Raw genomic sequence first — 22,338 nt, 5'->3', positions numbered from 1 at the left:
GCCAACCTGCCGATCAGCCGCTGGTAAGGGGCGCTGTCCAATAGTCGTATTGTTTAGTTTTTAACCGCATTTTTTATGTTTCGCAAATTTCATACTCTTTCTTTCCTGTTGGGAGCCGGCATTCTGCAAGTACAGGCACAACAGGAGCGTGCCCCCCACATCGTGCTGATAATGTGCGATGATATGGGTTTCTCTGACCTTGGCTGTTACGGAAGCGAAATACATACCCCCCACATCGACAGTCTGGCTGAGGCGGGGGTGCGCTTCAGCCAGTTCAAGAATGCAGGACGCAGTTGCCCCAGCCGTGCCTCTTTGCTGACCGGACGCTATCAGCATACGGTAGACATGGGGTGGATGACTGCGGTAGACGAACATCGGCCCGGGTATCGCGGTGAGATAACCGATAGCGTGCCTACCATTGCCGAGGTAATGAAAGCCGCCGGATACCGTACTTGCATGAGTGGCAAATGGCATGTGACTTTGGAAGATCATTTCGGAACGCCCGACGGAAGCTATCCCACCCAACGGGGCTTTGACCAGTATTACGGTTGCCTGAGCGGTGGAGGCAGTTATTATAAGCCGAAACCGGTTTATCGGAACCTGACCCCCATTACCGAATTTCCCGACGATTACTATTACACAACCGCCATTACCGACTCGGCTGTGGCATTCATTAACCGCCACCCCGACGGTAGCCAGCCGCTGTTTCTCTACGTAGCGCATTATGCGCCGCATCTTCCTCTTCATGCGCCTGCCGATAGGGTGGAGGCCTGTCTGCCGCGCTATGAGGTGGGATACGATAAATTGCGCCGGCAGCGCTTCGAGCGTCAGAAACAATTGGGGCTGGTTGCCGATACGGAAGAACTGCCCGTTTTCCAGGCGGAGTTCGGAGGCAAACGTCCGGGTTGGGAAGAACTGACCGATGAACAGCGCCGTCAATGGACGCATGACATGGCTACCTATGCTGCCATGATAGAGATAATGGACGATGGCATCGGACAACTGATAGAGGCCTTGCGTGCAAAGGGCATGCTGGAACAGACCGTTTTCTTCTTTCTGAGCGACAATGGCGCCACCTTGGAAGGGGGGTACTTGGGACGGCTCATGGCCGATTTGAGCAATACGCCTTACCGCAGCTATAAGCAATGGACTTTCCAGGGAGGAATCAGTACGCCTTTCATCGTGACGAAGGGGAGCGACCTCGGACGGCATACCGATGGACGCATCTGCCGTCAGGTGGCCCATATCACCGATGTGCTGCCCACCTGCATGGACTTGGGGAAGGCGTCTTACCCGGGCGATGCTTCACAGCTGCCGGGCATCAGTCTGTTGCCTTTTGTAGAGGGTAAGGAGCCGGTAGACCGTACGCTCTTCTTCGAACATCAGGGGTCGTGCGCCGTGATAGATGGACACTGGAAGCTGGTACGGGCCAGTCAGAACCAACCTTGGGAACTGCATGACCTGTCAACCGATCCTTTCGAACTGCATGACGTTGCAGGCAAGATGCCGGACAAGGTGAAAGACCTCGAAGCCCGATGGAACGAATGGGCGGACCGCTCACACGTCTTCCCCCTGGAAGATAAGCCCTGGACGGAGCGCATTCATTATTACAGGAATCTCAAACCATAAGTAAATGTGCCCCATTAAATGATACTAAACACAGAGGCATGGAAACACAGAGTTTTTGTTTTTTCCGACAGACAGTTACGGAGTTTTGTGTCTCTGCGTTTGATATAAACTAAATCTAAATGATTACCTAATACATATTATTATGCAGAAAAGACAATTGTTTGCTGCGGCAGCATTCGCTGCCTGTAGTGGAGCTTTGGCTCAGGAGAAGCCCAACATCATTCTGTTTCTTGTAGACGATATGGGTTGGCAGGAAACTTCAGTACCGTTTTATAAGGATGAAACACCGCTGAACCGGCGATACCGTACTCCGAACATGGAACGTCTGGCCCAGATGGGAGTGAAGTTTACACAAGCATACGCTTGTGCCATTTCTTCTCCTTCGCGCTGTAGCCTGATGAGTGGCATGAACGCTGCACGGCACCGGGTAACCAACTGGACACTGGAATATGACGTGCAGACCGATGTGCCCAGCGATGTCCTGCAACTGCCGGACTGGAACTACAACGGCATACAGCCCGAAGCCTTGGCCACGGAACGCGACCGGAAAAACAGTGCTGTCATTACCTCACTTCCTCAGTTGCTGAAAGACAATGGTTACTATACCATACACTGCGGCAAGGCACACTTTGCCGCGCGGGGCACGACGGGCGAAGAACCGCTGAACTTTGGCTTTGACGTGAACATCGGCGGCGCGGCCAACGGCGCACCGGGCAGCTATCTGGCAGAAAACGAATACGGCACGGGCGCTTTCCACGTGGCTGGGCTGGAAAAATATTACAACACGGGAACCTTCCTTACCGAAGCGCTTACCATCGAAGCCCTGAAGGCCATCGAAAAGCCCTTGGCCAAGGGACAGCCTTTCTATCTTTATATGTCGCACTATGCCATACATGTGCCTTATAACCCGGATAAACGCTTTACGGGCAATTATCAGGATGCCGACGGGCAGGGTGTGCACGATGAGCAGCTCAATGCCCGCCTGGACAACAACGAAATCAACCATGCCGCTCTGGTGGAAGGCATGGACAAGAGCTTGGGTGACATCCTCGACTTCCTGGCCGAGCGTCCGGACGTGGCACGTAATACCATCGTGCTTTTCATGGCCGACAATGGAGGCCAGGGCGTAGGTCCGCGACAGGGACGGCAGAACCGCGACCAGAACTGGCCGGCACGTGCCGGTAAGGGCTCGTCCTACGAAGGAGGAGTGCATGAACCGATGATTGTCTCCTGGCCGGGAGTGACAAAGGGAGGAACAGTGAACGAGAACCGCGTGATGATAGAAGACTTCTTCCCCAGCATTCTTGAGATGGCAGGTGTTTCGTCTTACCAGACCGTGCAGCATGTGGACGGAAAGAGCTTTGTCGACCTGCTGAAAGACCCTGCACTGAAACGCGACCGCACCAACATCTGGCACTTCCCCAACCTCTGGGGCGAAAGCCAGGACCGTGCCGAAGGGTATGGAGCTTACTCGGCTATCATGAAGGGTGACTGGCATCTTATCTATTTCTGGCAGACGCGCGAACTCCGCCTTTACAACATCCGCGAAGACATTGGCGAGCAGAACGACCTGGCACAGCAGAAACCCGAACTGGTGAACGACCTGGCACGGGAGCTGACTGCTGCTCTGAAAGACTGCCACGCCCAGCGTCCGGCTTACAAGCAGACGGGTGAGCTTATTTCTTGGCCCGACGGAAGTGTGGAGCCTTGACGTGTAAGGAAAAGCATGTTTGCTTTTTCTGATTGCTGAGAATCAAAAGGGGGTGCCGGACTGAACGGCGCCCCCTTTTTGCAGGATGCAGAGCGGATTGTTTTTTCTCTGACTTGCCTGCCCGGCTCAATGAAACGGCAGTGTTTATTCCACGTTATATCCCGTTACTTTCAGCACCGGTGCGTTGCCGCGCGTATCTACGTCTTTCCAATGTACGCGCACTTCTTTCTTCTCGCCGGGCATCAGTGCAAAGTAGTTGTCCGAGTAGAAGATGGGCAGGAACTGCAGGCCGTCTTGGTCGCCCACGATGTTCAGGCGTACCATCAGGGCAGGGGTGGAGGTGGTGTTCTCCAGCTTGATGACCGCATGCCATTCGCCGTCGGCAGCCTGCTCATACTGCATGTCCGGTTGGAGTTTCACCTTGGCCAACTGCTTCAGTTCTTGGTAGTTGTTCTCTTCCTTGCTGCGGTGGTAGAAGTTCTCCGAGACGATACGGTCGCCTTCTTTCAGCGTCAGCTTGATGAAATGCACCTTCGACAGGTTGTCGGGGAACTGCAGCTTGATGCACTTTTCGGTTGTATCTTCGTTGCTGTTCACCTCCGTTTCCTGTTCCCAGGCCACCGAAGCATCCATGTTCATCACTTGGGCGTGTGCAGTGAGGCCCGTGTGGTTGCCAGCGTGGTAGTTTACTACCTCCACTTCGTCCGTGGCGGGATTCCATTGGATATGCAGCGGTTCGCACGCCTTCTTGATGGCAAAGTAGGCAGCAGTAGGTTCGAAATAATAGTCATACGTCTGCCATACCATTGACGGCCAGCACGAGTGGCTCATCCACATCAACAGTCCCATGCGGTGTTTGCTGCGCGATTCGAAGAGGCTGCGGTGTCCGTCGTAGTTCACCCACTGCGCCAGTTCGGTAAATTCTTTCGCGCTTTGCGGCTCGCCATAGCCTTTGGCAATGATTTCGTTGAACGAGGTAGCACCTTGTGCGCCTTCCAGCGTGTAGTCGTGCATGCCCCATTCGTTGGATTGCGGCCAGATGCCTTCGGGCGAGTAGGTGCGCAGGAAGCTTTCATACGTCAGCACATTGGGCATGCCGCGCTCGCTGTGGAATTTGTCGTTGCCGGTTTCCAGCGTGAAGTAGGTCTTGGCAGGCAGCATGCGGTAGGGTCCGTGTCCGCTCACCACGTCGTCTGCCGAGCTGGAGATGTAGTGGATGCCCGGATGCTCTGCCTTGACGATGCGGCGCAATGCCTGGTCTATTTGTGCGGGTGGATAACCCTCGTTGCGTCCGCAATACAAGCCGATGGAGGCGTGGCTTCGGATGCGCTTCACGTAGTCTTCGGCATTGGCGATGAACATGTCGGGATAATACGGGTCGGGACCGTCGGCGGGATTTGCCAGCCAGAAGTCCTGCCATACCATGATGCCGTATTTGTCGCAGGCGTCATACAGCTCCTCGTCGCCAATCATGCCCACCCAGTTGCGCATCATGGTGAAGTTCATGGCAGCGTGATAAGCCACAGCCGTTTCATATTCGCGTCCGCGGTAGTTGAGGTTCGACTCGCTGAAGCCCCAGTTACCGCCCATGCCAATGAAGCGCCGGCCGTTGATGTAGAGGTTCAGCACATGGTTCTTTTCATCGAAATCCATTTGTCGGATGCCCACCTTGAAGTCTTTCTGGTCAGAAATTTCGTTGTTTAGCCGGAAGGTGAAGTTGGCATCGTATAAATGAGGTGTGCCATAGCCGTTGGGCCACCACAGACGCGGGTTCTTCATCTTCAGTTGCGGGAATTGGGTGGCATCGAACACGACGGTTTTCTCTTCGTTGGCAGCCAGTTTGACGGGCTGCTCAAAGGTGATGTCTCCCACCTTTCCGCTCAGTACGCCTTCCACGGGTTTGCCGGCATGGTTCTTGACGATGATTTCCGGCGTCAGTGTGGCCTGTGTGGTGTCGGGCAGGGCGAGTGCTGTCTGCACGAAAGGATCTTGCAGGGTGACTGCCCCCGTGCTGGTCAGCGTTACATCATTCCAGATGCCGATGTTGCGGCCGCGCATGGTAGGAATCCAGTCCCAGCCGATGGTGGCATGGAAAGTAGGATTGTCTGCGCCCAGTATTCCTCCGTTGAAGTCGGTACTCTGTTTGTTCTTTTCCTTGATGGCGCCGATGTGTTCGTTTTTGATGATTTCCACCGCCAGTACGTTGGTGCCTTCCTGCAGGAGGTCTGTCACGTTGAACTGTCCGCGGATGAAGGCTCCCTCCATTCGTCCCAGTTTCTTTCCGTTGAGGTAGATATTGGCTTTCCAGTTGATGCCGTCGAAGTTCAGCATCACGCAGTCACGCTTGAAGCCTTGCGGCACTTCAAACTCGTTGCGGTACCAGAAGTTGGAGTTGAAGAACGACTCCGAAACCACCAGCTGGTTGTCGGCGTAGTTGATGTCGGGCAGGGCGCCGGCGCGCATGTAGCTGGTCAGTACGGTGCCGGGTACGGTAGCCGTTACCCACTGTTCGGGCTGGTAGTCGGCAGTAGAGAGTGTTTCTCCGCTTTCTTTCACCTCGGAGGCACGCTGTACCTGCCAGTTGCCTCCTGCCAGATTCATCTTTCCGTCGGTTACGGCAGGCATGGGTGCAGGTTGCGGCACTATGCCTCCCCGTCCCATGACTTCCACTTCGCTCAAGGCATATCGTTGGTTGTTGGCGGGTTTCTCCATCAGGATACGCACGTACCGGGCCTTTCCTTGGGCATCAATCACGTCCGTCTGGGCTTCGCCGCCCGGCAGTGTGGCGAGGTCTCGCCATTCCGAGGCATTGTCCGACGTTTGTATGCGTCCTTCAACGGCTTTGTTAATCCAGTGCAGGCAGATTTGGTCGAAGTCCGAGCGTGTGCCCAGGTCGATACACAGCCATTCTGTTCCCGTGGTGGCACTCATCCACGTGCTGTTGAAGAATTGTGAAGGTTTCAGGTCGACGGGGCCTTCGTCGTTGCTGAATTCGATTTCGTTGAATATCCACGAATGGGCGCCTTTCATCTTCAGGCGGATGCGGTAGTTGGCGTAAGGTTCCTGGCGGTCGAAACTGAAGCTTTCCTTCAGCCGTCGCACCGGCATGGAGATATGCCCTGTCTGCTTGTTGGGGTCATTCACCTCGATGCGTCCCGACGATGGTTGTCCGGGCAGCCCTTTGCCGGCATGTGTGGCGAGCACAGTCCATTGCTTTCCGTCATTCGAGCCTTCCCAGGTCATTTCATATCCGTCTTTGGCTGCCTTGTCGTCGAAGGCCACGATGCCTGTGATGACAGCTTTGCCGATGGTTTTCTGATAATTGTTCAGCGCGAAGTGGAAGTAGGTATCTTCTCCCTCCACAGTATTTTTTGAATAAGGTCCTCCGTCTATCATCCATTCCTTTTCCCGCTTGGGCACTTCACCCTGCGGTGTAGAGAGGGTCAGATAGAGCGGCTGTTCTGTAGTTACGATGCCGTCCGTCACCAGTTGTGCAGTCAGGTTGTAGTCATACGATGATGATTGCAGGGTGGCACGCAAGCGTGCGATGTTGCGGTGTTCGTTGCCTCCGGGCAACAGTTCGGGCGAAAAGTCTTCTTGGGGATTTCCCGGATAGACACCGATTCCGCGGGTGTAGTAATCCGAGCGTCCGGTCTGTTCCTGGGGGCTTCCGTTACCCGAACATCCGGTCAGAGCCAGTAAGGTCCCGATTCCGCAGCAAAGGAAAAATGCGTTCTTTTTCTTTTTCATTTTCATGGGATGAATTGTTCGACAATATGTGGCGAAGATACACAACTTTTGTTATTCCTACAACCGCTTTGAGGCTTTTCTCATCATTCTGGTTGTGTTTTCTTTCAAGTTTGTTCCCGATTATGTGATTAATCCGTATTTTTGTGTCCGATAAAGTGTGATTCCCAATCTGATGAAGCTTACCTATATCTTTCATAGCGGTTTTGCCATAGAGACAGAAACCTGCCTGCTGGTCTTTGATTACTGGAGGGACCCGGCCTGTGTGATGCCTTCGTTGCTGGCAGCGAAGAAGCCGGTTTATGTGTTTTCCAGTCATTTCCACGAAGACCATTTCAACCGGGAGATTTTTTCCTGGCGCGACACCGTTTCTGACATCATTTATCTGCTGTCGAAAGATATTTTGAAACACCGCCGTGCCCGGCGGGAAGAGGCAGATGTATGGTTGGCCAAGGGAAGCAGCTGGCAAGACGGACGCCTGAAAGTGACTGCTGCCGGAAGCACGGACAGCGGCGTTTCGTGGGTAATTGAAGTCTCCGGAAAGCGTCTTTTCCATGCCGGCGACCTGAACAACTGGTATGCCCGTTTCCTGACCGACGACTATCCGGGGGGCAGCGTTTTCAGTCCGGAGTTTGGTATCCGCATCGACCCCGGCCAAGAGGAGAAGCGTTACTTGGGCGAGCTGAAAGACATCCGCAAGCTGACCGACCATTTCGATGTAGTCCTGTTTCCTGTCGACGGGCGCATTGGCAACGGTTATACCCGCGGCGCCCGCCAGTTCATAGAGCGTTTCCGCACCGGTCTGTTTGTGCCGATGCACTTTGTTGCCAGTGGTTTCGAGTCGGCTTGGCGCATGAAAGAGTTTACCGATGCGCAAGGCATCGGTTTCTGGTGCATAGCGAAAGAAGGGGATACGCTGCTGGTGCAGTGACAATGCCGGTTTCAGGCCTGTGGTGCTCATCTATAACGAGCCAGGTGCTTACCGCTTGGCAGCCGACTGCTTACCGCTTGGCAATAGGCTGTGAAGGGGGTGTCGGAAAAGCTGTCCTGTATGCCGGGCTTTCTTCCCTCCTTTTTTCTCTTTTCCCTCGAAAAAAGACGTGTTTTCTGTCAGTTATTCCGCAGCCTATCCGTACCTTTGCGGCGTTATGAGCATCACACATTCAGATACAGTTCGCGGGCAATGGGCTTTTCACCTGACAGCCATACTCATCGTGGGGATATGGGGACTGACCTTCATCTCCACCAAATTGCTGATAGGTTGCGGGATGACTCCGCAGGAGATTTTCCTGTTGCGTTTCTCGGTGGCCTACATCGGCATCTGGTTCCTTTCCCACCGCAAGTGGTGGGCAGACACGTGGCGCGATGAGTTTTGGCTGTTGCTGGGCGGTGTGACGGGCGGTTCGTTTTACTTCCTGACGGAGAATACGGCACTGGAATATACGCTGGCCACGAATGTCTCGTTTCTGGTATGCACCACACTGCTGTTGACCACCCTGCTCTCTGGGGTGTTTTTCAGAAAAGAGAAGGTCACGCGTGCGCTGGTAGTCGGTTCGTTGACAGCCCTGGCGGGGGTGGCCTTGGTGGTATGCAACGGCCATTTTGTGTTGCGCCTCTCGCCCGCCGGCGATTTGCTTTCGTTGCTGGCTTCTCTGTCATGGGCCTTTTATAGCCTGATTATGAGACGTATGTCCGACCGCTACGAAGTGACTTTCATCACCCGCAAGATATTCTTCTACGGCATTCTCACCATCCTGCCCGTCTTTTTAGTGCGTCCTTGGCAGTTTGAGGTGTCGCGCCTGCTGGACTTGTCCGTACTTGGCCACCTCCTTTTCCTCGGCGTACTGGCCTCTTTGGTCTGCTTTGCCGTATGGAACGTAGTGTTGAAGCGTTTGGGCACGGTACGTGCCTCCAATTACATTTACCTGAACCCCGTGTTTACGCTGGCAGGCTCTGCCCTTGTGCTGGGCGAGCGGCTTACGCCGATGGCATGGGCGGGGGTGCTGCTCATCCTGGGCGGGGTGTATGGAGCGGGGAGGAAGGCCTGACAGATTCTGCTGAAAAAAAGATGTATCATTCGGCAAAACTCTGTACCTTTGACCGCGCGATTGCAATTTATACTCTAATTTATCATATCAGAAGAAATGGGAACGTATGCGAAAGATGCCGCTTTCCTGCAAGAGCACGGCATCGAATATAAAGAATTGGTCTCTGCCGACGGGCAGTCTGTGGTCATGGTGGTTCCGGCATGGCAGGGACGGGTGATGACCTCCTCGGCCACGGGTAGCGAAGGCGACAGCTATGGCTGGATAAATTACCGTTTCATACAAGAAGGCAAGGTCAGCCCGCAGATTCAGCCCGTAGGCGGCGAAGAACGTTTTTGGTTGGGACCGGAAGGCGGTCCTTTCTCCTTGTACTTCAAGCCAAAGGCAGAGCAGGTATATGCCAACTGGGCAGTGCCCGCCGTGCTGGACACGGATACTTTTGACGTTGAAGAGCAGACGGCTTCCCTTATCCGGCTGGCCAGACGGGCACGCCTGGAAAATGCCGCCGGCACCCTTCTCGACATCCGCATGGAGCGTACCGTGGCGTTGATGGACCGTGATGCCATCGGCAAGAAACTGGGCGTTGCCCTGCCGGAAGGAGTGAAACCGGTGGCGTATCAGACAGACAACCGCATTACCAACTTGGGTACAGAGGCATGGACCCGCGAAACGGGACTGGTATCTGTCTGGATGTTAGGATGCTTCAATCCCACGCCGTCCACTACCGTCTTTATCCCCTACAACCGGGAGGGAGAAGGGCCGATAGTGAACGATATGTATTTCGGTAAGATTCCTTCGGACCGGTTGGTGGTGGAAGACGGGCTGATTTATTTCCGGATAGACGGGAATTACCGTTCCAAACTGGGTTTGCCCGCCGGGCGCTCTCTGAACCTCTGCGGCAGTTATGATTCGGAGAAAGGGGTGCTGACCATCCTCTGCTGCAACCGTCCCCAAACACCGTGCGTGTATGTCAACGGCCAGTGGGGCCCGCAGGACAATCCCTTCGACGGCGATGCCATCAATGCCTACAACGACGGCCCGCTGGAAGATGGTTCCATCATGGGGCCGTTCTATGAGATAGAGACTTCTTCGCCGGGAGCAGAACTGGCACCGGGCGAAAGCCTGACGCATACACAGACGGTGGTGCACTTGCAAGGAAGCGATGAGATGCTGGCTCCCGTGGTGCGGCAGGTCTTCGGGACGGACTTGGAGACCATCAGGCGGGTGTTCCGGTGAGTTTCTGTAGAACACAGAGGTACAGAGACACAGAGCTACCTCTTCCCTCCGTGAACTCTGTCCTCGAAAAAATAAAACTCCGTGACTCCGTGTCTCTGTGTTTCATATCACTTAATTTTGCACTTTTGCTTATAATCATTTAACGACATTGCGTATGAAATTTATTTCCTGGAATGTAAACGGCCTGCGTGCCTGCAAGGACAAGGGCTTTGCCGATGCCTTCGGACAGTTGGATGCCGACTTCTTTTGCCTGCAAGAGACCAAGATGCAGGCGGGACAGCTGGACTTGTCTTTTGAAGGCTATGAGTCTTATTGGAATTATGCCGAGAAGAAAGGCTATTCCGGCACTGCCATCTACACGCGCCACCATCCGCTGAACGTGACGTATGGCATCGACATCGAACATCACGACAAGGAAGGGCGCGTCATTACGCTGGAGATGCCCGATTTCTTCTTAGTGACGGTCTATACGCCTAACTCGCAGGACGAACTGCGCCGCTTAGACTACCGCATGACGTGGGAAGACGATTTCCGCCGCTACCTGCTTTCGCTGGATGCCAGGAAACCGGTTGTCGTGTGTGGCGACCTCAACGTGGCGCATCAGGAAATCGACTTGAAGAATCCCAAGACCAACCGCCGCAATGCAGGTTTCACCGATGAGGAGCGCGCCAAGTTTACGGAACTGCTGGCTTCTGGCTTCACGGACACCTTCCGCTATTTCTATCCCGACCGTACGGACATCTATTCATGGTGGTCTTATCGTTTCCGGGCACGCGAGAAGAACGCCGGCTGGCGCATTGACTATTTCCTCACCTCCAAACGCTTGGACGAAAAGCTGGTCAGCGCGGGCATCCATACGGAGATATACGGGTCGGACCATTGCCCGGTGGAGGTGGTGATTGACTTGTAAGGTAAGTTCCTATGTGCCAAGTCAAGTGAGACTAAGCACAGAGGCACGGAGTCGCAGAGTATTTCCCCTCTTTCGTGTGCGGCGAAGCCGCGGACTCCGTGTCCTCCTCTCATCATTTTCCGACAGAAAGTTACGGAACTTTGTGTCTCCGTGCCTCTGTGTTTGGGGTATCATCTCATTTTGCACATTTACTTCTGCCTTCTCCGTCACAGCAACCCGAAGCCATACCCTTCTTCCAGCAGGAATTCGATGCCGCGCGGCAAAGCATACTGCAAGTTGCCGTTGTTCCACGATTTCAGCGAGTCGTGGAAGGTGATGATGGAGCCGTTGCGGGCATAGCGCATCACGTTGGCCAGCACCTGCGGGGGGCGCATCTTTTTGGAGTAGTCGCGTGTGACAAGGTCCCACATCACAATCTGGCACTTCTTGCGCAGCACCATATACTGCCCCCAGGTCATGTGCCCGTGCGGCGGGCGGAAAAGGATGGGGTAGAGAGCCTGGTCTATCAGCAGGTCGTTGGCCACATCGGAGCAGGCTTCCATGATGAAGTCCTGCGCCTTGCTTACATCGTCCAAGTAGCGGTTGGAGGCATGTTCAAACCCCCTCAGGTGGTGGAAGGTATGGTTGCCGATGCGATGTCCGCTTTCCAGCACCTGGCGGAACACGTCGGGATATTTGCGGATGTTGTCGCCCACCATGAAGAAGGTGGCTTTCACGCCGTAATGGTCCAGTTGCTGGAGCACCCAGGGGGTCACTTCGGGGATGGGACCGTCATCGAAGGTCAGGTAGACTTTCTTTTCCGCAGGTGTCATCCGCCACAAGGCGCGCGGATAGAGCTTGCGGACAAATTCAGGGGGCTGTTCAATAAACACGGTACTGCTGCTGGTTTGATGTGGTTAGTAAAAGACCGGATAACAACGGAAAGGGGAAACAGTCAGCGAAAAGAGAGTGTATCAAAATGACAAACAACCATTATTAGCTTCGCTCAAGACCTCTTTTGACTATAGTCTGTCATGTTGAGCGGAGCGGAGCGAAGTCGAAACATCTCACTTAACCAATCTTGAGATCCCTCGGCTACGCTCGGGATGACAAAATGATAGGTAATCTCTATTTTGATACACCCTCTTTCCGCTGACTGTTATTCCTTATTCCTGGTATCCCATTCTTTGTATATACTGGTGGTAATTCTCGCCTAACTTTTCCTCGTAGGTTTCCGCCAGGTCCGAATCATACTTCTTCAGTATGTCTGTTTCGGCATTGAGCAGCCGCAGGTGGTACTCATATTCCGAGGCAGAAAGTAGGAAACGGTTGTCGTCCATGCTCATATACCAGGTCATGTATTCCAGCGATTTGTCTGCCAGGGCTTGCATAATCCGGTCGCCCTTCTCCTTTTCGCCAAGCTGGTAGTAAGCTTCTGCCATTTGCAGAGCGCCGTTCTGGAAGTCGTAGGGCACGTTGCAGGCAGGAATCATCTTCTCGGCATAGTCCAAGGCTGCTTTTGCCCGGTCGTTCTTGCCTTCCTTGATGAGTTGCTGCACCAATTGGGCAAAGATGCGTCGGTGCGAGTAGCACATGCGCAGGGCATTCTCGTCGATGTAGATACCCGGCTTGTCGATGCCGCCGAACTTGAACTTATGCATCAGGTTGTCGTACATCTTTTCCGAGTCGATGGTGACACCCGTCTTCCTGTTGTCAAACGGCGTGAAGCGGTAAGCCAGTCCTTCCTGTACGAAGTAGTTGTCCATGCCCAACTGGTTGTCCTGTCCTACGCTGACAGCTATGTAGATGGGCCGTTCCCAGTTGGCTTCTGCCAGCATTTCGAGCATCATCAGTTCGCTCTTGTAGAGGGCGCGTTTGGGGTGGTAATTGCCGCTGTAGTCTTTGGTGCGCAGCTTGATGCTCATGTAGTCCGGTATGCTGTCGCCGGGGATGTACATGCCGCTGCGCCGCACGGCCTCCTTGTCCACCTTGATGACCACGCTGTCCGTGGGGATGATGTTCAGTTCCTTGTTGCTGGGGTTGCGTACCCAATGCTCCAGGATGTTCTTCAGCTCGTAGGGGTTGTCTCCAAATTCCTTCTTGACATTCACCAGTGCTTCAGGGTTGCCTGCCAGAGCCTCCTTTTCGGCCTGTGCATAAAGCTGGTCGATGCTCTTGGCCACTTCGGGATGGATGGCGATATAGTCGTTGGTGCCTTCCACATAATCCTTGCGGTCCCAGGTGATGGGCAGCGAGGGGCTGTCGTAGGCAGGGCGTTTCATCTGGTCGATATACCAGTCGGTCTGCAGGTACGATAGGTTGCACGTGCGGGCGTCGGTGCGGCAGCCTTCGGTTTCCTGCGCATACCACAGGGGGAAGGTGTCGTTGTCGCCGTTGGTATAGATGATGGGGTTGCCGCTTTCCTGGAGAGACATCAGGTAGTTTTCGCCGAAGTCGCGTGCCATGTAGCGGTCGCTGCGGTCGTGGTCGTCCCACGTCTGGCTGGCCATCTGTATGGGCACCAGCAGGCAGACGATGCTGACCACAAGAGCCGTGGCGAGGCCGGGTTTGATTTCGGGCATCCACAAGCCTTTGTTCCAGGCATCCAATTGTTCGGGTGTCCAGTCCTTGCGTGTCTGTTTCCGCGTCAGGTGGTTGATGAGTTGCGTCAGTCCTGCCACACCCATGCCAATCCAGATGGCGAAGGCGTAGAACGAGCCGGCGTAAGCATAGTCGCGTTCACGCGGCTGCAGGGGAGTCTGGTTGAGGTAGAGCACGATGGCGATGCCCGTCATGAAGAACAGGAAGAACACCACCCAGAACTGCTGGATGCCTCGGCGTCCGCGGTAGGCTTGCCAGAGCAGGCCGATGATGCCCAGCAGCAGTGGCAGGCCGTAGAACACGTTGCGTCCCTTGTTCTCTTTCAGTTCCGTGGGCAGGTATTCCTGGTTGCCGATCAGCCAGTTGTCGATGAACGAGATGCCCGTTATCCAGTTGCCGTGCTCAATCTCGCCGTGGCCCTGTATGTCGTTCTGGCGACCTACGAAGTTCCACAGGAAATAGCGCCAGTACATCCAGTTGAGCTGGTAGGAGAAGAAGAATTTGATGTTTTCCCACTGTGTGGGGATGTTCACCATAATCATCTCGCCGCAGCGGTCGAAGGGCACGTCGTGTCCCTTGATGTCCATCCAGCTCTTGTAGGCCTGGACATGTTCCGGCTGGCTGCTGTACATGCGGGGGAACAGCATGTTCTGGGCATATTCATATTCGATGCGGCCGGGAATCTCGATGTAGCTGTCCTTTTCGTCGGGCGATGTTTTTTCCTTGCGGATGAACTTGGTGGTTTCGCTCTTGACGCGCGGTTCGCAGTAGCCGTCTTTCACGTCGAGGGCCACCTGTGAAGAGAAGGCCTGGCCGTAGAACAGCGGTCGGGTGCCATACTGTTCACGCCCTAAGTATTCGCCCAGGGTGAAGATGTCTTCCGGCGAGTTCTGGTCCATCGGCGTGTTGGCTGTGGAGCGGATGACAATCAGCGCATACGACGAATAGCCCACCACGATGAGCAGCGTGCAGAGCAAGGCCGTGTTGAGGGCGCGGGCACTGACGCGGTATTTTTCTTTGATTTTGTCCTGCGTCTTGGGGTTGAGGTAGAACCACAGCAGGGCGATGACAATCAGCCCGATGACCACCGAGCCGGCTCCATGTCCGTAGAACGGGATGCCCAGCATGGCAATGGTCAGGATGAACGACAGCGCCATGCGCAGGCGGCTTTGCTGCATGTAGGTCTCGTAGACGCTCCAGATGAGCGTGGCTGCCAGCAGGATGATATAGACCAGTACACCCGTGTTGAACGACATGCCGAGGGTGTTGACAAACAGCAGTTCGAACCATCCGCCCACCTTCACGATGCCCGGCACGATGCCATAGAGCACCACTGCCACCAGCACCATCGAGCCCAGCAGGGCAAGCAGCGAGCCTTTGGCATTGGCTCCCGGCACTTTCTTATAATAATAAATCAGCACGATGGCGGGCAGACACAACAGGTTGAGCAGGTGTACGCCGATGCTGAGGCCTGTCAGATAGGCGATGAGCACCAGCCAGCGGTCGCTGTGCGGCTGGTCGGCCACGTCTTCCCACTTCAGGATGAGCCAGAATACCACGGCGGTGAACAGCGACGAGAAAGCATATACCTCACCTTCGACGGCAGAGAACCAGAACGTGTCGCTGAACGTGTAGGCCAGTGCGCCTACCAGTCCGCTGCCCATGATGACAGCCATCTGTCCGTTGGAGATATTGTTTTCGTCTGACACCACCAATTTGCGCACCAGGTGTGTGATGGTCCAGAAGAGGAACAGGATGCAGGCGCCGCTCATCAGCGCGCTCATGTAGTTCACCATCTTGGCCACCTCGGAAGCGTCGGAGGCAAACTGCGAGAACAGGTTGGCCACTAACATGAAAAAGGGTGCGCCGGGCGGGTGTCCCACTTCCAGCTTGTAGCCGGTGGTGATGAACTCGGGACAATCCCAGAAGCTGGCAGTCGGTTCTATGGTCAGGCAATAGACCGTTGCCGCGATGAGGAAGGTAATCCAACCCATCAGGTTGTTTACGGTTCTGTACTGTTTCATTCAGTCTTATCGGTTGTTGTTTTTTCTTCGTTTTTTCGTCTCCGGACATGCGCCGCAGGCATATACGGCCGCAAAGATAGTGATTTCAGCCGAAAGGAGAGGAAACTTGCCTGATAATTAAATAATCAATCTGATTTAATTTATATTAAACACTGAGCCGCAGCGCCACAAAGTTCCTTCGCTCAAATGCAGGTTTAGCCTTCTCAAATGCAGGTTTAGCCTTCTCAAATGCAGGTTTAGCCTTCTCAAATGCAGGTTTAACCTTCTCAAATGTAGGTTTAGCTTCCTCAAATGCAGGTTGGGTGATACCATGCTCCCCCCTTTCCTTCACCACACAACAAGGAATGCCCCAAGCTGCCTTCACGCCTTCACGGCGTCATACACCGCTGTTGCCCAGTAGATTGCTGTGAAAGATAGAGCCTTCACGCATCTTTCACACCTTCGTTCACGCCGGTAGAGGCGTGGCACCTGCTAAGAAACCTGCTTGCAAGCCCCCGGCAATCTGCTTTCAAAGTATAAGGAGAAAACCGCTAAGCATCTGTCCAACCGGTTTCGCCGATGTTTCACGCCGGATGTGTGAAAGCAGGGTGAAGGATGTATCTTTCACAGCAATTCTTTGTACAGTAGGGGTTTGCGGGGCGGTGAAGGTGTGAAAGCAGTCGATCTTACTTTGACGGTAAGATCTCTTTCCTGCGGAATGCACCGGAAATGCACCTCATTTTCCATTTATAAAAAATCGGTTTTTGAAAATTATCAATCTTTTGTATGTCAAGTGGATGCTGTGAAACATAGGCTGAAATCATTTATAAAAACACTTCATTTCACAGGGAACGGCCGGAGCGGGTTATAAATTGTAAGCAGGCTCTCGCGGAACTGTGAAGGAAAGGGAAGCAAGTCGCCGTGCCGGGAAAATGCAGATTGTTGAGAAAGTTCTTGTGATTCCGCTTCTTTTTTGTAAATTTGCAGGTCTGCAATGCAAATAGGAAACCTCTGTAACCATAAAATGCGATGGACTACCGGATGAAACTCACTGTCATAACCGTTATGCTCTTCTGCACAGGCCTGGTCTCGTGCAGCCTGTGGGGAGACCGCCGGAAAGCGTTAACCTGGTTGCTCACTTCAATGAAAAACAAGTTGTTTATGAAGACATTCTCTTATTTATGCCTGAGCGCCTTTCTCTGCTGTTGTCTGTGTGCCTGCGGACATCTGCCTTATCCGCGTGTGCTGCAGCAGGCAGATTCGCTGGCAGAAACGTGTCCGGACAGTGCCTGTGCCTGGCTGGCAGGATGGGCGGACAGCGTGCGGCTGATGCCTGAGCGTGTGCAGATGCGCTACCGGCTGCTGGCGGTGAAGGCTGCCGACAAGGCGTATGTGAGGCATACGTCGGACAGCGTAATCCGGATGGTAGTGGACTATTTTGAAAACCACCGCGACGAGGCTCTGTTGCCCGAAGCTTATTATTACGCCGGACGGGTGTACAGCGACTTGGGGAATGCACCGCAGGCTTTGGACTATTTCGGGAAGGCGGCCCGTGCCCTGCCCCCGCAGGGAGGGGAGAGGCTGGCTGAGAGAATCTACAGCCAGATGGGGACGCTGTTCTCTTACCAGAAAATGTATCGGGAAGCGCTGGAGATGTACCGGAAAGCGTATGAATGCGATAAGGCGCTGAAGGATACCGTCGGGCTGATATTTGCGTGGCGGGACATCGGGAAATCCTACCAGGGCCTGGGTCGTCCGGACAGCGCCCTGTACCATCTGCGGCAGGCAGTGGAGATGGCCCGGACAAGCCGGCAGACCGGTCTGGCCGACATGGCGGAAGGGCAACTGGCGGGGCTGTATCTGCAAACCCAACAGTATGATTCGGCAGGAGCCTGCCTGCAGAGGGCTTTCCGGCGTCCGCACCGGGCAAGCCGGAGCGGGCTGTACACGATGGCGGCGGAGTGGTGCTACCGTACGGGTAAAACGGATTCTGCAGTCTATTACTGGACCCTGCTGGCCGACAGCGGCACGGTATATGCCAAAAGGACGGCCTGCTTTGCCTTGGCACAGGTGGCCCTGCAGCGGCAGGATGCGGATTGTGCCCGGACCCGGTTCGTGCAATACCAGGCTTATGACGATTCCATACACCGGTTGGAAGACCGGGAAACGCTCCGGCAAATGCACGCGCTCTACAATTATAATCTGCGCGAGGAAGAGAACCGGAGCCTGAAGGCAGAGCAGCGACGGCACCGGTATCTGTTTTACGGTGGTTTGGGTGTGTGTGCCGTGCTGCTGGCGTGGGCAGTGGCACGTGTGCAGTATGTCCGCCGGAAACATCTGCAACTGACCATACGTTTGGAGAAAGCCGAGCGCGTCAGGGATGAATTAGAAAAACAGAGCAGCCGGTATATCTGGGAGAACGAACAGAAAGTGGCAGAATTGGAGAGGCGGCTGCAGGAAGCGGAAGAAGCAGGCAGCAGGCAGTTGGAATGGCAGAGACGGCAGTTGCTCCATGACAATGAGCAGTTGAAGCTGGCGTTGGAATGGCGGCGGCAGACGGCATCGGCGTTGGAAGGGTCGGATGTGCGCAAAGACCTGGAACTTCGTCTGTCGGCTGTCAACGGCAGTGAAAAACAGTTGAAGGCAGAAGATTGGGAACGGATAGAGCAGGAAGTGTTGCGTGTTGTTCCCGGTTTCAAGTCAAAATTGTATGGGCTTTATCCCCGTTTCAGCGAGCATGAGTATCACATCTGTCTGCTGATCAGACTGGGCATCCGGCCCACAGACATCGGTACGCTGACGGCACACGGCAAAGAAAGCATCACGGCTGCACGACGGCGGATGTATCAGAAAGTTTATGGCGTTAAGGGCGAACCTCACGAATGGGACAAAATCATAGCCATGCTATAGGGCTGTCAATCAGTGCGTGTACGCGGTGTTGTACACTGTCGTAGAAAATGTACACTGTTTTGTACACTGTTTTCTTTGGCGGTGTGGATAAGAATGCTCTACTTTGCGTCACAAACAATAAAAGATTTGCGTATGAAAGTTTTGATTTGTTCCCTTTGTTTGGCGTTAGGTGCCATCTGTCTGAAAACCTATATCCACATGGTACAGATGTTGGCAGGCGGGTAAAACAAGGCGTTTTGAGAGCCATTTTTTGTTTATTTCGAAACCAAACTAAATTTTTTTACTGATTTAATAAACCAAACACAATGATGCGTTACCTACTATTTACCTTTTTGATTGTTTTTCTGTTTGGCAGTTGTGCCGAGAAAGATGCACTTAGCCAATATCGTCCCGAAATAGAGGCTCCCCACGAGGTGGAGATCATCCCGGAAGATGAGACTCTTGTGCTTTCCGACTTAGTGGATGGCTATGAACTGATAGAACCGAAAGGAATAATCCTGTCTTCTTTGTTACAGATAGAGGCGTACGATTTCCTATGGATAGTTCAGGCCACTTCCATAGACAAAGACGTGCTTCATCTGCTGGATGCGGAAGGTAATTTCATAAAGACGCTTCTGAAAAACGGGCAGGGACCGAATGAAACGACAGGGCTGCTTACATGGAAGGTTATTGATGACATCCTCTATATGTTGGTATGGGAAGACAGGCTGCTGCGCTATTCTTTGAAAGAGGGAAAATATTTGGAAAGCATTCCGCTGCCTGCGATGGGGATAAGTTTCACAGACTTCGCTGTATTAGGGCATGGCAAATACGCTTTTTATCATAGCAGGCCGAATCCTGAAGGAGGGGATTATAAATTATACGTCTATGATTCAAACAAAGGAGAAATGGAGCAGGCTTGGATTCCCTTGTACGCAAAAGCGGACGATTACTTTTCGATAGGGCAAACGAATGTCCTTTATCAGCGGGAAGGTAAATGTTATTTTTATGAAACCTTTCAGCGGGGTATCTATGAGGTGGGAGAAGATGACTTGAAAGGTTATATCTCATTTAAAGATAATGAATACACGATGCCCGATGGCGAACTGTTTAGCGATTATCCGTCAGTGATGGAGTTTATAGACCACTGCAAGCAATCTTCGTATATCTGGGTACACCGTAGCATACACGAAAGCCGACGTTTCATTCTGTCCAAATTCATGTACAAAGATGGTCTTTTTCATTGGAATGTGATTGACAAGAACCGATGGACCAGCCGTTCTTATACAAAGATAAAGGATGACGTGTTGTTGGATGCAGAAATGCCACTTCTGGAATATATGTATCAGATAGGCGTGCAGCAAGATGTACGCTATTTCCGCCTTCCGTATGACTTGTTACAGAAAGTAATGGAGCAGAAGGAAGCCAACGGTGAGTTGGATGCATACGCCCGCAAGCATCCCGATGTAATGGAACTATATAAGACTATGAACGAAGATTCCAATGATTTGATTGTGGTGTTCCATGAAAAGCAGTAAGTGGGCCTGTAAGGGGAGTGCCGGTCTTTTTGTGGAGAAGTTGTCATTTATTAAGTTTTGAAATAAGAAGAATTTCAGAATATTATCGTTACTTTGTGTCGTCGCACGGACGTGTGCCATCAGAAGCATACGGCTTCGGAAGCCTGAAGTTGGGCAGGATATGTCAGGCGGGTTTTCGTGCCGGCGGCGTAATATGACAAATTCTTATTTCAAAAACAACGCTTTATGAACAGAAAACTGATTTATCTGGGCATCCTGACAGGGGGATTGGCAGCATGTGGCGGTCCTGCCCAGGATGTAATCCGTCTGAACCAGGTGGGGTATTACCCGACGCAGGAAAAGGTGGCCGTGGCAGAAATGGCCGGAGGAAAAACATTCAGCGTGGTGGATGCCTCGACTGGTGAAGAAGTATTGACCGGTACCACCGAAACGACTTTGCTGAATTCGTGGACAAAGCAGGCCCGTTCGGTCATGAACTTCGGTGCAGTGGACAAACCGGGACGCTATTTCCTGTTGCTTGAAGGCGATACGGCTGTCTTCGAGGTCAGGGAACATGCTTTGGCCCCTGTGGCCGATGCTGCCTTGAAGGCCTTTTATTACCAACGGGCTTCCATGCCCCTCGAAGAAACGTATGCCGGACAGTGGGCACGTCCGGCCGGACATCCCGATACGGAGGTGCTGGTGCATCCCGGAGCGGCAGGGCCGAAGCGTAAGGCCGACGACCGGATAGCAGTGCCCGGAGGCTGGTATACGGGTAGCGGGTATGACAAGAGTGTCACCGGCAATGCGTATTCCGCAGGCATCCTGCTGACTGCCTACCGGCTTTTCCCGGAATATTTCGCGCAGCAGAACACACACATCCCCGAAAGCAACAACCGGACCCCCGACTTGCTGGACGAGGTGTACTATTCCCTTGAGTGGCTGCTGACCATGCAGGATCCTGCCGACGGGGGCGTGTACCACAAAGTGTGTACGACGTCGGACGAAGGCTTGGTGAAACCTGCCGACTGCAAGCAGCAGCGGTACGTGGCAGCCAAATCGGTAGAGGCATCTGCTTACTTTGCCGCAGTGATGGCGCAGGCGGCTCAGGTGTTCAAGCCTTTCCGGGCCGACTATCCCGGATTTGCCGCCAAGGCATTGCGGGCAGCAGAGCGGGCATATAACTGGGCTGGACAGCATCCGAAAAGTGTATATGCGCAAGACAAACTGAACGAGCAGTACGACCCGGACATTACTACGGACACGTACAGCAATGAATATCCGACCGATGAACTGTTCTGGGCAGAAACCGAGCTTTACTATGCCACCGGTCAACAGAAATACTTGGTTTCGGCTGCAGCCAAGGCACCGAGGGCTTTGGTCTTGCCGAGGTGCAAGGACGTGTGGATGCTGGGAGTCTTTACCTGGCTGTTGCCCGACCGTAAGTTGGACCCCTCAGCCGATGCACTCTACAGCTCGCTGAAGAGCTATCTCACTTCGTATGCAGGCAAGGCCATCAAAGGAGCCGATGAAGCCGCTTTCCATGCTCCCTTTGGCGATGAGCCGGGCGATTTCTTCAAGGGCTGTCTGGCCGAACAGTGTGCCGCGCAGGCCGTGACGCTGGCCTATACCTATATGGTAGACAACAAATGGTTCTATCTGACCAACGCCTACCGCAACATGGACTATCTGTTGGGCAGGAATCCTCTGGGATACTGTTATGTGACGGGATTGGGCAGCCACAGCCCCATGCATCCGGTACACAGCCTGTCGGTTTCCGACGGCATTGAAGCTCCTGTACCCGGTCTGCTGGTAGGAGGGTCGGCAGGTAACGACGCTGCTCCCTCGGCTTATCCTTCGTCTATGATTGATGAGTTTTACCTGGATTCGGACCAGGATGCCCTTTCAAACAGTGTGGCTGTAGACTGGAATGCTACCTTGGTAGCTGCTTCTTCCATGCTGGATGCGTTGAGCCAGAAGCGGGCCCAATAACATCTGGGTATACAAATAAGGCACGGAGCCTCTTTCGGTCCCATCTCTGGATGGTGAAAGAGCGGCTCCGTGCCTGTTT

13 protein-coding genes are annotated in these 22,338 nt (G+C 53.7%); 9 read left to right on the top strand and 4 right to left on the bottom strand.

Going from position 1 to position 22,338, the window contains the following annotated elements:
• The first annotated feature begins 75 nt into the window (after window positions 1-75).
• Both B5F34_RS01345 and B5F34_RS01340 read left to right on the top strand, forming a co-directional pair.
• A complete protein-coding gene (locus tag B5F34_RS01345; protein WP_087334240.1) occupies window positions 76-1,629 on the top strand; it encodes an arylsulfatase in 1,554 nt (517 codons plus the stop codon).
• A gap of 142 nt (window positions 1,630-1,771) precedes the next feature.
• On the top strand, window positions 1,772-3,340 hold the full coding sequence (locus B5F34_RS01340; RefSeq protein WP_087334238.1) for a sulfatase: 1,569 nt from the start codon (window positions 1,772-1,774) through the stop codon (window positions 3,338-3,340).
• A gap of 144 nt (window positions 3,341-3,484) precedes the next feature.
• On the opposite strand, the gene B5F34_RS01335 is transcribed toward B5F34_RS01340, so the two are convergent.
• A complete protein-coding gene (locus tag B5F34_RS01335) occupies window positions 3,485-7,096 on the bottom strand; it encodes a sugar-binding domain-containing protein (RefSeq protein WP_087334236.1) in 3,612 nt (1,203 codons plus the stop codon).
• A 166-nt stretch (window positions 7,097-7,262) separates the two neighbouring features.
• On the opposite strand from B5F34_RS01335, the gene B5F34_RS01330 reads away from it, so the two are divergent.
• From B5F34_RS01330 to B5F34_RS01315, 4 genes are all read left to right on the top strand, one after another.
• Window positions 7,263-8,018 (top strand): MBL fold metallo-hydrolase, encoded by a 756-nt coding sequence (locus B5F34_RS01330; protein WP_087334234.1) that lies wholly within the window; start codon window positions 7,263-7,265, stop codon window positions 8,016-8,018.
• A 217-nt stretch (window positions 8,019-8,235) separates the two neighbouring features.
• The gene (locus B5F34_RS01325) at window positions 8,236-9,135 is read left to right on the top strand and encodes a DMT family transporter (RefSeq protein WP_087334296.1); all 900 of its coding nucleotides are present in this window, start codon (window positions 8,236-8,238) and stop codon (window positions 9,133-9,135) included.
• 96 nt (window positions 9,136-9,231) lie between these two features.
• Window positions 9,232-10,368 carry a DUF6786 family protein gene (locus B5F34_RS01320; protein WP_087334233.1) on the top strand — a complete coding sequence of 379 codons (1,137 nt, stop codon included), beginning with the start codon at window positions 9,232-9,234 and terminating at the stop codon, window positions 10,366-10,368.
• Window positions 10,369-10,522: 154 nt separating this feature from the next.
• Window positions 10,523-11,278 carry an exodeoxyribonuclease III gene (locus tag B5F34_RS01315; protein ID WP_087334231.1) on the top strand — a complete coding sequence of 252 codons (756 nt, stop codon included), beginning with the start codon at window positions 10,523-10,525 and terminating at the stop codon, window positions 11,276-11,278.
• A 206-nt stretch (window positions 11,279-11,484) separates the two neighbouring features.
• Here B5F34_RS01315 and B5F34_RS01310 read toward each other — a convergent pair whose 3' ends face one another.
• The 3 genes from B5F34_RS01310 to B5F34_RS01300 form a co-directional block, all read right to left on the bottom strand.
• A complete protein-coding gene (locus tag B5F34_RS01310) occupies window positions 11,485-12,150 on the bottom strand; it encodes a polysaccharide deacetylase family protein (protein ID WP_087334229.1) in 666 nt (221 codons plus the stop codon).
• A 273-nt stretch (window positions 12,151-12,423) separates the two neighbouring features.
• Window positions 12,424-15,882 (bottom strand): DUF2723 domain-containing protein, encoded by a 3,459-nt coding sequence (locus tag B5F34_RS01305; protein ID WP_087334227.1) that lies wholly within the window; start codon window positions 15,880-15,882, stop codon window positions 12,424-12,426.
• Between the two features lie 145 nt (window positions 15,883-16,027).
• Window positions 16,028-16,246 carry a hypothetical protein gene (locus tag B5F34_RS01300; protein WP_087334225.1) on the bottom strand — a complete coding sequence of 73 codons (219 nt, stop codon included), beginning with the start codon at window positions 16,244-16,246 and terminating at the stop codon, window positions 16,028-16,030.
• A gap of 776 nt (window positions 16,247-17,022) precedes the next feature.
• Between B5F34_RS01300 and B5F34_RS01295 the strand changes: the two genes are divergently transcribed.
• From B5F34_RS01295 to B5F34_RS01285, 3 genes are all read left to right on the top strand, one after another.
• Entirely contained in the window at window positions 17,023-18,771 is a 1,749-nt protein-coding gene (locus B5F34_RS01295) for a tetratricopeptide repeat protein (RefSeq protein WP_162609265.1), read from the top strand.
• 305 nt (window positions 18,772-19,076) lie between these two features.
• Window positions 19,077-20,288 (top strand): 6-bladed beta-propeller, encoded by a 1,212-nt coding sequence (locus B5F34_RS01290; RefSeq protein WP_087334220.1) that lies wholly within the window; start codon window positions 19,077-19,079, stop codon window positions 20,286-20,288.
• A gap of 225 nt (window positions 20,289-20,513) precedes the next feature.
• Entirely contained in the window at window positions 20,514-22,259 is a 1,746-nt protein-coding gene (locus B5F34_RS01285; protein WP_087334218.1) for a glycoside hydrolase family 9 protein, read from the top strand.
• Window positions 22,260-22,338 lie beyond the last annotated feature (79 nt).

Source organism: Mediterranea sp. An20 (assembly GCF_002160055.1).
Taxonomy (GTDB): Bacteria; Bacteroidota; Bacteroidia; order Bacteroidales; family Bacteroidaceae; genus Bacteroides; species Bacteroides avicola.
The sequence above is the reverse complement of the archived record's forward strand: the minus strand, read 5'-3'. Positions and strand labels throughout refer to the sequence as shown.